The 13,141-nt window shown below is 44.0% G+C and carries 16 protein-coding genes and 1 pseudogene; 6 read left to right on the top strand and 11 right to left on the bottom strand.

Translation table 11 applies throughout. The features are described 5' to 3' along the window. The first annotated feature begins 119 nt into the window (after positions 1–119). From K1M91_RS00985 to K1M91_RS00965, 5 genes and pseudogenes are all read left to right on the top strand, one after another. The gene (locus K1M91_RS00985; protein ID WP_232799689.1) at positions 120–785 is read left to right on the top strand and encodes a glutathione S-transferase; all 666 of its coding nucleotides are present in this window, start codon (positions 120–122) and stop codon (positions 783–785) included. Between the two features lie 231 nt (positions 786–1,016). Beyond that, positions 1,017–1,418: a hypothetical protein gene (locus tag K1M91_RS00980; RefSeq protein WP_232799688.1), complete on the top strand. Its 402-nt coding sequence runs from the start codon at positions 1,017–1,019 to the stop codon at positions 1,416–1,418. 15 nt (positions 1,419–1,433) lie between these two features. After that, complete coding sequence (locus K1M91_RS00975) at positions 1,434–1,877, top strand: hypothetical protein (RefSeq protein ID WP_232799687.1); 444 nt, start codon at positions 1,434–1,436, stop codon at positions 1,875–1,877. 266 nt (positions 1,878–2,143) lie between these two features. After that, positions 2,144–2,345 (top strand): annotated as a pseudogene (locus tag K1M91_RS00970) (transposase); the annotation flags it as partial. Between the two features lie 165 nt (positions 2,346–2,510). Then, positions 2,511–2,807, top strand: coding sequence for a hypothetical protein (locus K1M91_RS00965; protein WP_232799686.1), 297 nt, complete (start codon positions 2,511–2,513; stop codon positions 2,805–2,807). On the opposite strand, the gene K1M91_RS00960 is transcribed toward K1M91_RS00965, so the two are convergent. After that, entirely contained in the window at positions 2,793–3,347 is a 555-nt protein-coding gene (locus tag K1M91_RS00960) for an RNA 2'-phosphotransferase (protein WP_232799685.1), read from the bottom strand. The two genes, K1M91_RS00965 and K1M91_RS00960, sit on opposite strands and share 15 nt — an antisense overlap. Next, positions 3,347–3,619, bottom strand: coding sequence for a helix-turn-helix transcriptional regulator (locus tag K1M91_RS00955; RefSeq protein WP_232799684.1), 273 nt, complete (start codon positions 3,617–3,619; stop codon positions 3,347–3,349). Before K1M91_RS00955 ends, K1M91_RS00960 begins: the two co-directional genes overlap by 1 nt. Before the next feature lie 173 nt (positions 3,620–3,792). Here K1M91_RS00955 and K1M91_RS00950 point away from each other — a divergent pair, with 173 nt between their 5' ends. After that, positions 3,793–4,785, top strand: coding sequence for a transposase (locus K1M91_RS00950; protein WP_232799683.1), 993 nt, complete (start codon positions 3,793–3,795; stop codon positions 4,783–4,785). A 259-nt stretch (positions 4,786–5,044) separates the two neighbouring features. On the opposite strand, the gene K1M91_RS00945 is transcribed toward K1M91_RS00950, so the two are convergent. The 9 genes from K1M91_RS00945 to hisB all read right to left on the bottom strand — a co-directional run bounded on the left by K1M91_RS00945 (position 5,045) and on the right by hisB (position 13,137). Continuing rightward, positions 5,045–5,980: a transporter substrate-binding domain-containing protein gene (locus K1M91_RS00945; RefSeq protein ID WP_232799682.1), complete on the bottom strand. Its 936-nt coding sequence runs from the start codon at positions 5,978–5,980 to the stop codon at positions 5,045–5,047. Between the two features lie 205 nt (positions 5,981–6,185). Next, positions 6,186–6,455: a hypothetical protein gene (locus K1M91_RS00940; RefSeq protein WP_232799681.1), complete on the bottom strand. Its 270-nt coding sequence runs from the start codon at positions 6,453–6,455 to the stop codon at positions 6,186–6,188. A 314-nt stretch (positions 6,456–6,769) separates the two neighbouring features. Next, on the bottom strand, positions 6,770–7,402 hold the full coding sequence (gene hisIE / locus K1M91_RS00935; RefSeq protein WP_232799680.1) for a bifunctional phosphoribosyl-AMP cyclohydrolase/phosphoribosyl-ATP diphosphatase HisIE: 633 nt from the start codon (positions 7,400–7,402) through the stop codon (positions 6,770–6,772). After that, complete coding sequence (gene hisF, locus K1M91_RS00930) at positions 7,399–8,172, bottom strand: imidazole glycerol phosphate synthase subunit HisF (RefSeq protein ID WP_232799679.1); 774 nt, start codon at positions 8,170–8,172, stop codon at positions 7,399–7,401. The genes hisIE and hisF overlap by 4 nt, the downstream gene beginning before the upstream one ends. Positions 8,173–8,675: 503 nt before the next feature. Next, on the bottom strand, positions 8,676–9,452 hold the full coding sequence (locus tag K1M91_RS00925) for an MliC family protein (protein ID WP_232799678.1): 777 nt from the start codon (positions 9,450–9,452) through the stop codon (positions 8,676–8,678). 171 nt (positions 9,453–9,623) lie between these two features. Further along, on the bottom strand, positions 9,624–10,403 hold the full coding sequence (locus K1M91_RS00920; protein WP_232799677.1) for a CPBP family intramembrane glutamic endopeptidase: 780 nt from the start codon (positions 10,401–10,403) through the stop codon (positions 9,624–9,626). Between the two features lie 314 nt (positions 10,404–10,717). Continuing rightward, a complete protein-coding gene (gene hisA / locus K1M91_RS00915) occupies positions 10,718–11,467 on the bottom strand; it encodes a 1-(5-phosphoribosyl)-5-[(5-phosphoribosylamino)methylideneamino]imidazole-4-carboxamide isomerase (RefSeq protein WP_232799676.1) in 750 nt (249 codons plus the stop codon). Further along, positions 11,468–12,064, bottom strand: a complete 597-nt coding sequence (gene hisH / locus K1M91_RS00910; protein ID WP_232799675.1) for an imidazole glycerol phosphate synthase subunit HisH — start codon at positions 12,062–12,064, stop codon at positions 11,468–11,470. It abuts the gene before it with no gap. Next, entirely contained in the window at positions 12,064–13,137 is a 1,074-nt protein-coding gene (gene hisB / locus K1M91_RS00905; protein ID WP_232799674.1) for a bifunctional histidinol-phosphatase/imidazoleglycerol-phosphate dehydratase HisB, read from the bottom strand. Before hisB ends, hisH begins: the two co-directional genes overlap by 1 nt. Positions 13,138–13,141: the final 4 nt, after the last annotated feature.

Below are 13,141 nucleotides of genomic sequence, written 5' to 3'. Positions count from 1 at the left end.
TCGGTTAACATTAAAGGGCGAATGTTACCCGTATCTGGTGCCAATGAATATCTTTGCGGGGCATTTATCCTTGTTGTCTTCATGTAAAGGCGATGTTAATAGCCATGGAAAATGAAAATATGACTAATAAAAACAAACCATTGCCCGTGATCTACTCACTGCGCAATTGCCCCTTTGCCATGCGCGCCAGAATGGCCATATATCAAGCACAATTGCCGGTACTGCTGCGTGATATTGTATTAAAGGATAAACCTGCTGAAATGTTAGCTGCTTCGCCTAAGGGCACGGTGCCGGTATTAGTTACCCGTGATGGCATGGTGATAGAAGAAAGCCTGGAAGTGATGTTGTGGGCGCTAAGCGAACAAGACCCAGCAGATTTATTAATGAGTGGTGACGCCGCGCACTTAGATGAAATGCGCACTTTAATTTATCAGTTTGACAGTGAATTTAAGCCGTGTCTTGAGCAATACCGAGCGGCCAAGCGTTATCATGAGCCAACCTTAGACAAGTGTCGTAGCGGTTGTGAAAGCTACATCGCACAGTTAGAGGTGCGTTTATCGCAGCATCGCTATTTAATGAGTGAGCGTGAAAGCCTTGCCGACCTTGCCATATTACCGTTTATTCGCCAATTTGCGCGGGTAGAGCGCCAATGGTATTTGCAGTCTCCGTATCCGAAACTACGCCAGTGGCTAAACTTGTATTTACAAAGCAAAATGTTCAGTAAAGTAATGGCCAAACATGAGCTTTGGCAGGTGAACCAGCAAGAGGTGTTGTTGGTGGAATAATAAGGTTGTTCGGCAATGACAGTGCAGTGGTACAACTATTTTGAAAAAACGCCACCCGCCGCATAACCATACTATCTAGCCAGTTTCTATGAGCTGGTGCAGTCATGTTTGATTTTTATCAATCCGCTCAGCATTAGCATCTCATTCCAATTTTCAGTTAATAACGAACTGACAGTAGACTTGCTTGTCGCAAACCAGCACACAAGATTTGGCAATTGTTGTGGTGGCTTGGTGTTTGAAGCTGGCAATGCAGTTGGAATATTTAGGTGGGTGTCCCAGCTTTTAGAGGCCATATATAGGGCTGAGGGAGAAGAGGAGAGTGAAGAGCGTGATGAGTGGCCAAAGTTGAGGGGTGAAAGAACTGAAGCAGAAGAAAAGTGGTCTCAGATGGAGCACGACTGGTATAAATACCAGTGCTCTCGTCATGCTCTTCCGCCAAAAACGGGGGATTACTGTACCGATCTCAAAGCAAAAATAGACTGGAAACGAAATTGTCAAAATTTACAGTCCCAGTACGATGAAATGTGGAGCCCAGGGCGTCATCAGGACATAATCGATGACTTGGGAGGAGAAATCAGAGATGTAATGTTTGAATATGATGTTAAATGTCAGCAGAATCCAAGTTGTAGTTAACAGAGGCACTAAATATTGAACATACCGAATGTAAAAGACTGGGGTGATTACGAGAACGACTATGATATGAAAGATGCCTTTGAGCACTTTAATGGAATCAGTATTGATGAAGCAAAGGCTCTTTTTCGAATAGATCCGTTTACCTCGATTAATGACTTATCATTTATGCCTGAGGTTCCATTTCGCTACTACATGCTAGCATTTAAGGGCTACATAGAAGATTGTAAGTTTGAAGATGGTGAGGCGTACAGTTCAACGGCTAGGTTTCTTAAAACCATAGAACGGAAGTTGGAAAAAAAGCCTCAAGATATTGAACCAATTATGGAAGAGTTGCTCCCAACTATTAAATTTGTTGCTAACAATCAAGAGCGATTTGAAACAGGGTCATACTCTTTTGGGAATTATATGGAGAGGTATTTGGTAATAACACAGCTCTATCAAACGATAAAGAAAGCTTAGCATCGGAAACCGAAAAAAATACGGAAATACCGGACAGCCATCTAAATAACCAAGCTATTTGATGGCGCAAAAAGCCAGCGCAAAAGGCTAGATCTGCTGTAAAGATTTGCCGCTGGTTCATTAATGGACCGGTAACTAAATAACGGGACATCCACCTCTTTTTGCGCTAACTCACATCCGGAGAATAGCAGGACATCCACCTCTTTTTGCGCTAACTCACATTCTGAGCCATAGTTTAAAAACCACTTATGGAGCAGGATGTGGCCATGACTTTGCCTCGCGGGCAGTTGATCTGCCCTGAATCTACGCCGTACTACCATGTCACCAGTCGCTGTGTGCGCCGTGCCTATCGATCACTACACCCAGAAAAGTTACGAGCACCGCAAGCCTTGGGTGTTGGATAAGCTAATGCAACTGGCGAGCATTTTTACAATAGATATCTGTGCTTACGCCATTATGAGCAATCATTACAGAAATAATAGGACATCCACCTCTTTTTGCGCTAACTCACATCCTGAGCCATAGTTTAAAAACCACTTATGGAGCAGGATGTGGCCATGACTTTACCTCGCGGGCAGTTGATCTGCCCTGAATCAACTCCGTATTACCATCTCACCAGCCGCTGTGCGCGCCGTGCCTTTTTTATGTGGTATTGACCACTATACTCAGCAGAGTTACGAGCATCGCAAGCCTTGGGTGTTGGATAAAATCAAACAACTCGCCAGCATTTTTACCATAGATATCTGTGCTTACGCCATTATGAGCAATCATTACCATTTGATATTGCACATTAATTTGCTTGAAAACCGCAATCTATCTGATAGTGAAGTTGCAGCGCGTTGGCAGCAGCGGATAACGGGACCGGATAACGGGACAGCCACCACTTTTTGTGAATGTTTGAAAGTAGAAAACAATTCAAGGAGTTTGTAAAAAAGGTACTGGCACGTTATCAGTAAGCCAAACCCCATTCTCAGACCGATAAAACACAAGGCCCTGTTTATGCATGAGTAGGGCTTTAATCGTTAGAATAACTGGTTTCCCATAGCGTTGCCCGACAGCGGTAGCTGTTTCAATGTTCGTTGATAAATGAACATGCTGACGCTCTTGTGGTTTTAATCCTTCTTCCACAATGCTTTCTAGAAAACGAGTCGCTGTGCCGTGGTATAGAAACTCAGGTGGAGTTACTGGCTTTAGTTGCAAGTCCACTTGTATAGAATGCCCTTGGTTAGCGCGTATATTCTGCCCATCGTCGGAAAAAATAAATCGTTTCTTATCGCTGGTATCAACAACTTCTTGAATAAGCTCTCTGTTTATACTGCTTACTTCGCCAGATTTATTGCTTTTGTTGATTAGGTTGTCAATATTGACCCAGCCATTATCATCAAGTGTAAGACCAATAGCTTCCGGTTTATGGCGTAATACAAAGCTGAGAAATTTACTGATTTTATTTAGCTGCTTGGAAGAGGTCACTACTTCGCCTCCTGAATCTGATTAGCAAAAGCTCGCTTGGCGTTGTGCTTAAGAATCAAACCCTCTAACAGCTCTTTAGCCACCATGATCTCGGATTCATCGAATTGGCTGAGTTTTTTAGCCAGTCTGACCAGTGTGTCCAGGGTAGGTTGTGCTGTACCTGCCTCGTACCTCTTAATCTGATTCACGTGTAAATCAATAGCATTAGCTAGCGATTGTTGAGTCAAACCACGCTCTTTACGCAGTGTTATTAGTCTTTGTACAAATTCCATGGGAAGCATCCAAAAATCGTGGTGCCCGTAAGTTTACCACGGGAATAACGGAGAATAGCAGGACATCCACCTCTTTTTGCGCTAACTGGGGATAACGGGACCGCCACCACTTTTTGCACTACTTCATATCCTGAGCCATAGTTAACAGACCACTAATTGAGCAGGATGTGGCCATGACTTTACCTCGCGGGAAGTTGATCTGCCCTGAATCAACGCCATACTATCATGTTACCAGTCGCTGCGTACGTCGCGCTTTTCTATGCGGTATCGATCACTACACCAAACAAAGTTACGAGCACCGCAAGCCTTGGGTGCTTGAGAAGCTTAAGCAACTGGCCAGTATTTTCACCGTAGATATCTGTGCTTACGCGATTATGAGCAATCATTACCATCTGATATTGCATATTAATTTGTACGAAAACAATGACCTATCAGATAGTGAAGTTGCTGCTCGTTGGCAGCAGCTGTTTGCCATGCCCATGTTGGTGGTTGATTGGTTAAGCGGAAAAGAGCAAAGTCGTGCAGAGCAAGCGGTCGTGGTTGAGCTAATTGAAAAATGGCGCAATCGGCTTAAAGACATTAGCTGGTTTATGCGTTGTTTAAATGAAGATATTGCGCGCAAGGCCAATCAAGAAGACAGCTGCAAAGGGCATTTTTGGGAGGGGCGCTTTAAAAGCCAAGCTTTGCTCGATGAAAAAGCCCTGCTTACTTGCATGACTTACGTTGATTTAAACCCCATCCGCGCCGATATGTGCCAGCGTGTTGACGAGCAAGAATACACCTCGATTTACGAGCGTATACAACAATATCAAGCGCAACAGAATGGCGGGATAGTGAAATCCGAATTGCTACCCTTTGAACGGCAATTTGATACACGCAAGCCCCATGAAATACCTTTCTACTTTGAAGAATACCTGCAACTGGTTGACTGGACAGGACGCGCGATTCGCGATGACAAGCGCGGCTACATTCCTGTTGACGAGCCAAGGTTATTGCATGAGCTTGGAATTGAACAAGATAGCTGGCTTCAACTAGTCAGTCACTTTAGCCGAAGCTTTGGCAGTGCCGCAGGCAGTTGGGAACGCCTCACTAGCTATAGCATTCGAACAGGCCACTGCTGGACTCGTGGGCAAGCAGCATGTAACCAACTGAGTGGGCCTGGATAATTCTAACCTGCCGCATAAAAAAATTATCTAGCCAGCTTCCATGAGCTGCTGCAGTCATGCCTGATTTTATCAATCTGCTCAGAATTTAGCATTTCAGTTCAATTTCCAGTTATAAACGAACCATGCTTTTCGCAAATCAGCAAACAAGATTTGGCAATTGTTGTGGTGGCTTGGTATAAAATTGCCTATTAATTTAGGTGGATGTCCCAGCTTATTTCCCCAGCTTATTTCCTAGCTTACTCAAGCGGATAAACGCAGCTTATTTTCTATTATCAAGTCGCATGCCGAGTGTAGAAGGATGAATACCATAGTATTGTTTGTATAACTTGCCGGTGAAATCTTCTGCTTGTAGTTGCTGTAGAGCTTGTTGAAATTGATAAGCAATGGAGTGGGGATGTAGCGTCACAGGAAAGTTATGAGGGGATAGCGCTTCATTCTCATTGTAAGCAGGGTTTTTTATCTCCTTGTAATATGGTGATGTTTTTGAGAAGCCTAGGGTAAACTCTGTTAAAGGGCCACAGCAATCTGTATGTAGTCTTAGTTCGTTTTTTCTAGGATGATCTTTGACATAGTAAGCTAGGCCAACTTCGTCTTTGAAAAAATCTGCATTTTTGTCAAGAATGAATTGAATGGCTTTAGGAAAGCTCAACTCAGCGGGCGTTCTTAAGCTGATACCATACTTCTTGGCATCAGCCATCACTCCCCCTAATGCGACCAATAAAGTCTTACCCTGTAAATCTTCATAGCTGTGTACTTCAGGCATTTCAATCCGGCTGAGGCCAATCGGCTTAGCGGGCAATCCATTTGGAATAAAATATGCGTACTCAGTACGTTGTTCTTCAAAGGTGTAGCCAGGATAGAAATCAATGTTGCCCATTTTTATTCCGCGAATAATTCTATTTTTAGGGGCTCGAACAACTTTTAATGTGCAATTAATCCGTTTGGCTGCCTCACTGTACAAATCTAGATATAAACCATTGTTATTGGGCGCAGCCTGTATATTAGGAAGGCGGCTGGTCGTTCGGTATCCCATGGTTAAGTCGCAAGCTGAAGCAGCACTGCTAATTAAGAATAAATACAAGAGACCAAAGCGTAGTAAGGGCATAACACCACTTTTTACAAATAGCATATGGCGTAAGTATAGATAGCATTTTGACAGATGTGGATCAGATAATACCTGAATTATTAATGGCATGGCCTACCACCCTAGATGGAAACTGTAATCGCTACGCACGCGAACTATCTGTTTGTGCTTATTTAACCTCTGTCGGGATAAGGGATAAGGGGGGATAACGGAGGGGGATAACGGGACAGGGGGATAACGGGACAGCCACCACTTTATTGCACTACTTGATATCCTGCCTGCTTCTGGCCTAATTATTTAGGTGGGTGTCCAGTTACTACCACTCATCTCTTAATGAGTGTTCATTAAAGTTGGCTGAAGCTAGTGCTTTTTCGACAAAAAGGCGGTCGCTTTCATCTAGCGACTCGGCATCGAAACTATCAAAGTGGCGCATTTGTCTGGGGGGGGTATCTGAGCTATAGCGGTGATAGAAAGAATTTAGGGAGTTCGAGAAATCACTGAAGGCTTCATCAAAGCTGTTTAAATCTATCGACTCGAACATCTCGTTTGGGTCTAGCCCGCTAAAGGCTTGTTTCTCGCTTTCCACTATAGCTATCTCACTGTCTTAGTTGGATTTTACTGGTTTCTATTGTATCAAAATGGAGTATGAAATCACTTATTGTTTTACATATAACAGGATATCCCCCCTTTTTTCGATAACTCACATCCTGAGCCATAGTTTAATAACCACTTATTGAGCAGGATGTAGCAGTGACTTTACCTCGAGAGGTAATAGCGTAAACCAACCTTTGGCAGATGGCCTACTTTTCAATGGTAGATAAGGACGGTAATGCTAAAATATGTTTTAAAAAAAACCGCCGACGGCGGTTTTTTAAAAATAGCAGGTTTTATTTCAAATTATTAAAAACGCACAGCTTTTTTACCGTGGCGTGATTTAAGTTGGTTAACCACTTCTTCTAACGCTACACCTTCGTTTTGCAGTAATACCGTTAGGTGGTATAGCAAGTCAGCGCTTTCACAAATCAGCTCTTCGCGATCTTTGGCCATGGCAGCTAGGGCGACTTCGACGCCTTCTTCACCGACTTTTTGGCTGATGCGTTTAGTGCCTTTAGCAAAAAGCGCTGCTGTGTAGCTTTCGCTTGGATCAGCGGCTTTACGCTCGGCCAAAAATTGCTCTAAGTGGGCAATAAAGGTCATGGCAGGCTGCTGTTCATTTTCAAAACAGCTCACGTTACCTAAATGACAAGTTGGGCCAATCGGGTTAGCTGTGATCAATAGGGTATCGTTGTCACAATCAGGGGTGATTTCCACCACTTTTAAAAAGTGACCAGAGGTTTCACCTTTACACCAAAGGCGCGATTTAGTGCGGCTAAAGAAGGTTACATTACCGGATTCGATAGTGACGCTTAGGGCTTCTTGGTTGACATAGCCTAGCATGAGCACTTGTGCTGAAACCGCATCTTGTACTATTACTGGCATTAAGCCATCTACTTTTTCCCAATCTAGGGCATTTAATTTTTCTTCGTTTATCATAATCTTATGTCAACACCTTGAGATATTAGGTAGGCTTTAAGTTCGCCGATATTAATGATGGCTTTATGGAATACACTGGCAGCGAGTGCGCCATCGACATCAGCTTTGTTGAATACATCCGCAAAGTGGACCATTTCTCCTGCGCCGCCAGAGGCGATTAATGGCACCTGACAAATTTCACGTACGCGAGATAATTGCTCTAAATCGTAACCACAGCGCACGCCGTCTTGGTTCATCACGTTTAATACAATTTCACCCGCGCCGCGGCTTTGCACTTCTTTAACCCAATCAAAGGTGTTCCAACGTGTGGTCACGGTGCGCGACTCATCACCGGTGAACTGCTTTACTTGATAGGTTTTGGTTTCATCGCAATAGTAAGAGTCGATGCCGACAACGATACATTGCACGCCAAATTTTTCAGCTAAACGATTTATTAAGCTTGGGTCGGCAAGAGCAGGGGAGTTAATCGATACTTTATCGGCACCAAACTCAAGTACGCGCTTAGCATCGTCTTCGGTTTTAATACCGCCAGCGACACAAAACGGAATATCGATCACTTCAGCAACGCGACTTACCCAAGATTTATCTACCACGCGCGCGTCAGAGCTGGCCGTAATATCATAAAACACGAGTTCATCTGCGCCTTCTTCAGCATAGCGCTTAGCTAAAGGTACAATGTCGCCAACAATTTCATGGTTACGAAACTTAACCCCTTTAACTACTTTGCCGTCTTTAACGTCTAGGCAGGGTATAATACGTTTTGCTAGCATTCCATGCCCTCTTTTCTAAGTGTTTGATTTTTTTCTTTTATATTCAATTCTTTCACTTCCCTTCACCTTCATATTCACATACAGGTAAATTTTTGGACTTATATTTTGCATAAATATTCATCTTTTAATACTTATGCGTCCATTTTATCGAGGTAATATATAACAAAATACATTGACGGGATACACGCCGAGGGTCTTGAAATTGACTTCATGCCCTGTTGGATTGAAGTCAATTAAACTCAAAGCTGATTATCTCGCTATTACGACACTCTCGCTTGATGTCATAGGCGTAGGCTGCGCCGCGAATAAAGAGGGCAAATTCATTCTTGTGAATTGAGTCGATATTCAAGCAACGTCGAAATTTTAACTCAACGCTGAACACCCGTGAACGGCGGCTGCCCTGCTAAAAGAGAGCAGCCTTGATGCAATTTGATTGTAAAGCTGAGACTTTAGATATGGGCTCTCATTGAGATGACAATGCCGCTTTGGGTGTTTAATGTACTTTACTGCTTAACCGCACAATTTAAACTTTCGGTATTGTAGCCCCACTGAATATTGGCGTTGCCGTTGTGTTCCTTCAGTTTGTAATCACCAGCATCATAAACAAGGCCTGTGGGCGTTTCTCGGCGAAATAGCAACTGAGTGGTCTCACCGTGCTCTACCTTAGCGGTGGGCGGTGTGGTTGCAAAATAAGTCACCACAAAATCGTTGGACGAACCCTCTTCACAGGTGTAATGAACAGGAACGCTACTGCCTACTAGGTTATATTGGGCTTCAATCTCGGCTTGGCGGTGCTTATAGTTGTACTCAATGCATTGTTTAAGGTCGGGTTCTTTCCAGCACTCGTTACGGCCTTTTATCCACCCGCGCTGTGTTGCTTGAAAACGTTTCCTATCGGCCGTGGTATCTATTTTGGCTAGTGCAGCCTTAAACGTTGTCGCCATTGCTTGGTCATATTGGGCAAGTGTGCTGTCACTGCATATTAGTTTTTCGGCACTACTGAGCTTTTCTTGCTGGCAATCGAAGGTTGGTTGTACTGCTATTGAAGAATGTGCACTGTTGGCATTGTCTCTTGGTTGAGAATAGTCAATGGTGTGATCACAACTACCGTCATTCTCGCAGTCATTAATGCCGTCGTGGTCACTGTCCCAGCTGGGGTGCATTTTTGTTTGCGATTTTTCGACAGTAGCTTGGTTAGGGCTAGCGTGTACGCTGCCAAGTGGTCCTAGGCAAAGAGCGCTAAAAAGTAACGGGATGATATAGCTGGTTTCGCGGTTCATAAGCGGCTTCCATTGTGTTGAGGGGAGAAATCCCTGTGAATAAATGACGACGAAAAACATTCACTTTTCGCGGCTTTATCAAACTTGTATTTAAATTTACGAATAGGAGTGAGGTATCGAAACAAATGACTAACCATTTTCCTAAAACTTGGCTTCACGGTGTTCTCCTTGCTAGCCTACAGCGGCGTATTTTGTACCAATGAGAAAAATCGTAAACAGTAGCCAATCATTAATAATATGGGCGCCTGCACAAACTAAAATGTTCTTAGTGACTAAGTAGGGGATCAACAAAATGATCCGAGCACTGCCAATCACCAATAGGCATTGAAATATGCGCCATTCATAGGTTGGGAGGTGTAACACAGCAAACCATACGGCCGTGCCTAATATTGCTAATGCCAAAGATTGTGAACGCTTAAGCCCCCAGTAGCTAAATAACGTCATCAAGCCCAGAAACGGCACAATAGATATTAACTCTTCACCAAAAAGTTGAATAATGGTACGCAGAAAAAACACTTCGAGTTGTTGCGTTGATTGATTTTGTATCTGCTCCATCGCGGGGTTGCTACTGACGGAAGTAAGGTGGCTTAAAAGCATGCCGATAAGAATGGTAACGATTAGATTGACAATAGCCGTGCCAATCATCCATGCACCATCACGCCATCTCAGGGGGCGAAAAAGTGCACGCCAAGGTTGTCCATTGAGCATCACCAAGGCGAATAGAGGGATACCGGCAAATAAAAACGCGGAAACAAAGACGCCAATGCCATTTTGAGCCCATTGCCAAGGCATCATAAGACAATAAGAGGCAAGAGCGAGACTAAGGATGATTAGCAGCCACTGGAAGCCATTAAATGCCACAGGATTACCTGCATAGTATGGAAAATCATCCGCGCGTTTAGGCTGAGCCTTCAATGGGTTTAAGGGCTGGTCATTAGTATTGTGCATCATTACTGAATCCTTAGGGCCAGTTTATTTATTGCCATACTTTGAATACGTGGACTGAGTTGTTAATGTCGAGAGAAATTCGTTGAATAACGTTGTCATCAAAAACTATCACGGCTCACCGTCATCGTCTACAAAAATGTCAACAGCATTAAGTGGTTGTAGGTGGAGCTCACTTGTTGAGCCGTTACCGAGATCCTAGCAACAATTATAAGCAGAGTAGGTAAGCAGGAAGGCTGTTTAAAGGAAGGGGATAATATTCGTGAAATTGATAACAATCGTTTAGATAAACGATTGTTATCAAATAAATTAGCTATGGGCTACTTAGTGGCTACATTCTCGTTCCAACAAGCGATGGCTTGCGCAACATTAAATTTACCTTCTAACAGGGCGCGGCCAACAATCACACCATCAGCACCAGAGCGCGCGACTGCTGCTATATCATCTAATCCGCCAATGCCACCTGAAGCTTGCCACAGAATGTTTGGAAACTGCTGTTTCAGCTCAGCGTACAATTCCACGTTTGAGCCCGCTAAGGTACCGTCACGAGAAATATCGGTACATAACACATGTTTTAAACCAGCAGGGGAGTAGATATCGATGAGGCTTTCAATGGTTTGACCACTGGCTTCTTGCCAGCCCGCGATGGCAACAATTTTATTGCCATCAGCGTCGATGTTGATGTCCAGTGCTAATACGATATGCTCAGCGCCGTATTTTTTCATCCATTCAACCACCACTTGCGGTTGTTTAACGGCGGTTGAGCCAATGACTACACGCTCTGCGCCCGCTTTAAGTAAGTCGATAACGTCTTGCTCGCTGCGCACGCCACCGCCAATTTGAATTTTGGCTGGGGTGTTTTTGATTAATGACGCAATCACGTCTAGTTGACGCTTAGTCACGTCTTTTGCGCCGTCTAAGTCAACTAAATGTAACCAGTCGGCTCCTTGGCTGTTGTAGTCGTTAAATTGGCTTTGTGGATCGTCGCCATAAATGGTTTTTTGGGCGTAATCACCTTGGTACAAACGGACAATGTTGCCATCAATTAAATCGAGTGCTGGGATGATCATTTATAGCTCCAAAAAGTTTTTAATCAGTTGTGCACCAGCTTTACCGCTGCGCTCAGGATGAAATTGCACCCCGTAAAAATTGTCTTTACCTACTGCTGCGGTAAATGGATTACCATATTCACAACTGGCAATGGTGTAAGCGTTCACCGCAAGTGCGTAAGAATGAACAAAGTAAAAATAGCTGCCCGCAGGAATGTCTTTAAACAGCGGATGGCCATCAACTGGGGTTATTTGGTTCCAGCCCATGTGTGGCAAACGTAAGTTCCCTACTTGCATCTTATCAACATTGCCAGGGACCAAGCCTAAGGTGGCTAAATCGCCCTCTTGGGAATATTCAGCCATTAGCTGCATGCCTAAGCAAATACCTAATACAGGTTGCTTGAGGCCGCGCACTTGCTCAACAAGGTCGCGCTCAACAAAGTTGTTCATGGCTTCTTTAGCAGTGCCAACGCCGGGTAAAAACAGCTTGTCAGCGCGTTGTAATACAGCTGGGTCTTTTGACACGGTGACTTGGTAACCTAAGCGCTCAATAGCAAAGCGCACCGAGGATAAGTTGGCGCAGCCAGTGTCAATAATAACGACGTTAAGATCCGACATTAAAGTACCCCTTTACTCGACGGTAATTCATTACCTTCTTTTTTCACACATTGGCGCAGAGTACGACCGAACGCTTTAAATAGGCCTTCAACCATGTGGTGGGTATTCTCACCTTCTACTTTAAGGTTCAACGTTGCACCTAAGGTTTGGCTCAGTGAATAGAAGAAATGTTCAACCATCTCAGTGGCCATCGCGCCAACCATGTCGCGCGGAAACTGTGCTTTAAAGGTAAGGTATGGGCGACCCGATAAGTCCATTGAACAGCTGGCTTCACTTTCGTCCATTGGCAGAACGAAACCAAAACGGCCAATACCACGTTTATCACCAATGGCATCACGTAGTGCTTGGCCAAGGGCGAGGGCGGTGTCTTCTACGCTGTGGTGATCGTCAATGTGTAAATCGCCTTTTACCTTCATTTTTAGCTGGATGCCACCATGAGTCGCGATTTGATCAAGCATGTGATCAAAAAAGTCGATGCCTGTGCTGATTTCATTACCGCCGCTTTGGTCTAAGTCAACCGCAACTTCTATCGACGTTTCTTTGGTTACTCGGGTTACACTGCCAACACGGTTGCCTTTGTTCAGTAACTTTGCAGCTATGTCATTCCAGCCAAGGGTCTCTTTGTTGTATAGAATGCCTTCAAGGCCCATGTTTTCTGCTAGTTGTACATCGGTAATACGATCGCCGATGACGTAAGAGTCAGAGAAATCAATGCGGCCTGAAGCTAGGTATTCTTTCACCATGCCTAAGTGTGGTTTACGACAGCTGCAGTTTTCATGAGGGAAATGTGGGCAAAGTAAAACCGACTCAAATTTCACACCTTGGCTGGCAAACATTTCCATCATGGCATTTTGTGGAATATCAAAGTCTTGTTGTGGGTAGCTGTCAGTACCTAAGCCGTCTTGATTACTAACGATAACCAGCACATAGCCTGCATCCTGTAGCTTTAATAAGTTAGGGATCACCATTGGCTCTAACTTTAATTTTTCTAAGGTATCAACCTGTTTATCGGTGATTGGTTCGTCAATTAGCGTGCCGTCACGATCAATAAACAGGAATTTTTGTTTGCTCATTTAC

The organism is Motilimonas sp. E26 (assembly GCF_021278025.1).
In the GTDB taxonomy this organism is placed as follows: domain Bacteria; phylum Pseudomonadota; class Gammaproteobacteria; order Enterobacterales; family CBDFNC01; genus Motilimonas.
The sequence above is the reverse complement of the archived record's forward strand: the minus strand, read 5'-3'. Positions and strand labels throughout refer to the sequence as shown.

What these genes read in the sequence shown, in the direction of transcription:
- hisIE (WP_232799680.1), bottom strand. Translation starts at nt 7,402, where the DNA reads ATGATAAACGAAGAAAAATTAAATGCCCTAGATTGGGAAAAAGTAGAT.
- K1M91_RS00920 (WP_232799677.1), bottom strand. Translation starts at nt 10,403, where the DNA reads ATGATGCACAATACTAATGACCAGCCCTTAAACCCATTGAAGGCTCAG.
- hisF (WP_232799679.1), bottom strand. Translation starts at nt 8,172, where the DNA reads ATGCTAGCAAAACGTATTATACCCTGCCTAGACGTTAAAGACGGCAAA.
- hisH (WP_232799675.1), bottom strand. Translation starts at nt 12,064, where the DNA reads ATGTCGGATCTTAACGTCGTTATTATTGACACTGGCTGCGCCAACTTA.
- K1M91_RS00950 (WP_232799683.1), top strand. Translation starts at nt 3,793, where the DNA reads ATGACTTTACCTCGCGGGAAGTTGATCTGCCCTGAATCAACGCCATAC.
- K1M91_RS00985 (WP_232799689.1), top strand. Translation starts at nt 120, where the DNA reads ATGACTAATAAAAACAAACCATTGCCCGTGATCTACTCACTGCGCAAT.
- K1M91_RS00925 (WP_232799678.1), bottom strand. Translation starts at nt 9,452, where the DNA reads ATGAACCGCGAAACCAGCTATATCATCCCGTTACTTTTTAGCGCTCTT.
- K1M91_RS00945 (WP_232799682.1), bottom strand. Translation starts at nt 5,980, where the DNA reads ATGCCATTAATAATTCAGGTATTATCTGATCCACATCTGTCAAAATGC.
- hisB (WP_232799674.1), bottom strand. Translation starts at nt 13,137, where the DNA reads ATGAGCAAACAAAAATTCCTGTTTATTGATCGTGACGGCACGCTAATT.
- hisA (WP_232799676.1), bottom strand. Translation starts at nt 11,467, where the DNA reads ATGATCATCCCAGCACTCGATTTAATTGATGGCAACATTGTCCGTTTG.
- K1M91_RS00955 (WP_232799684.1), bottom strand. Translation starts at nt 3,619, where the DNA reads ATGGAATTTGTACAAAGACTAATAACACTGCGTAAAGAGCGTGGTTTG.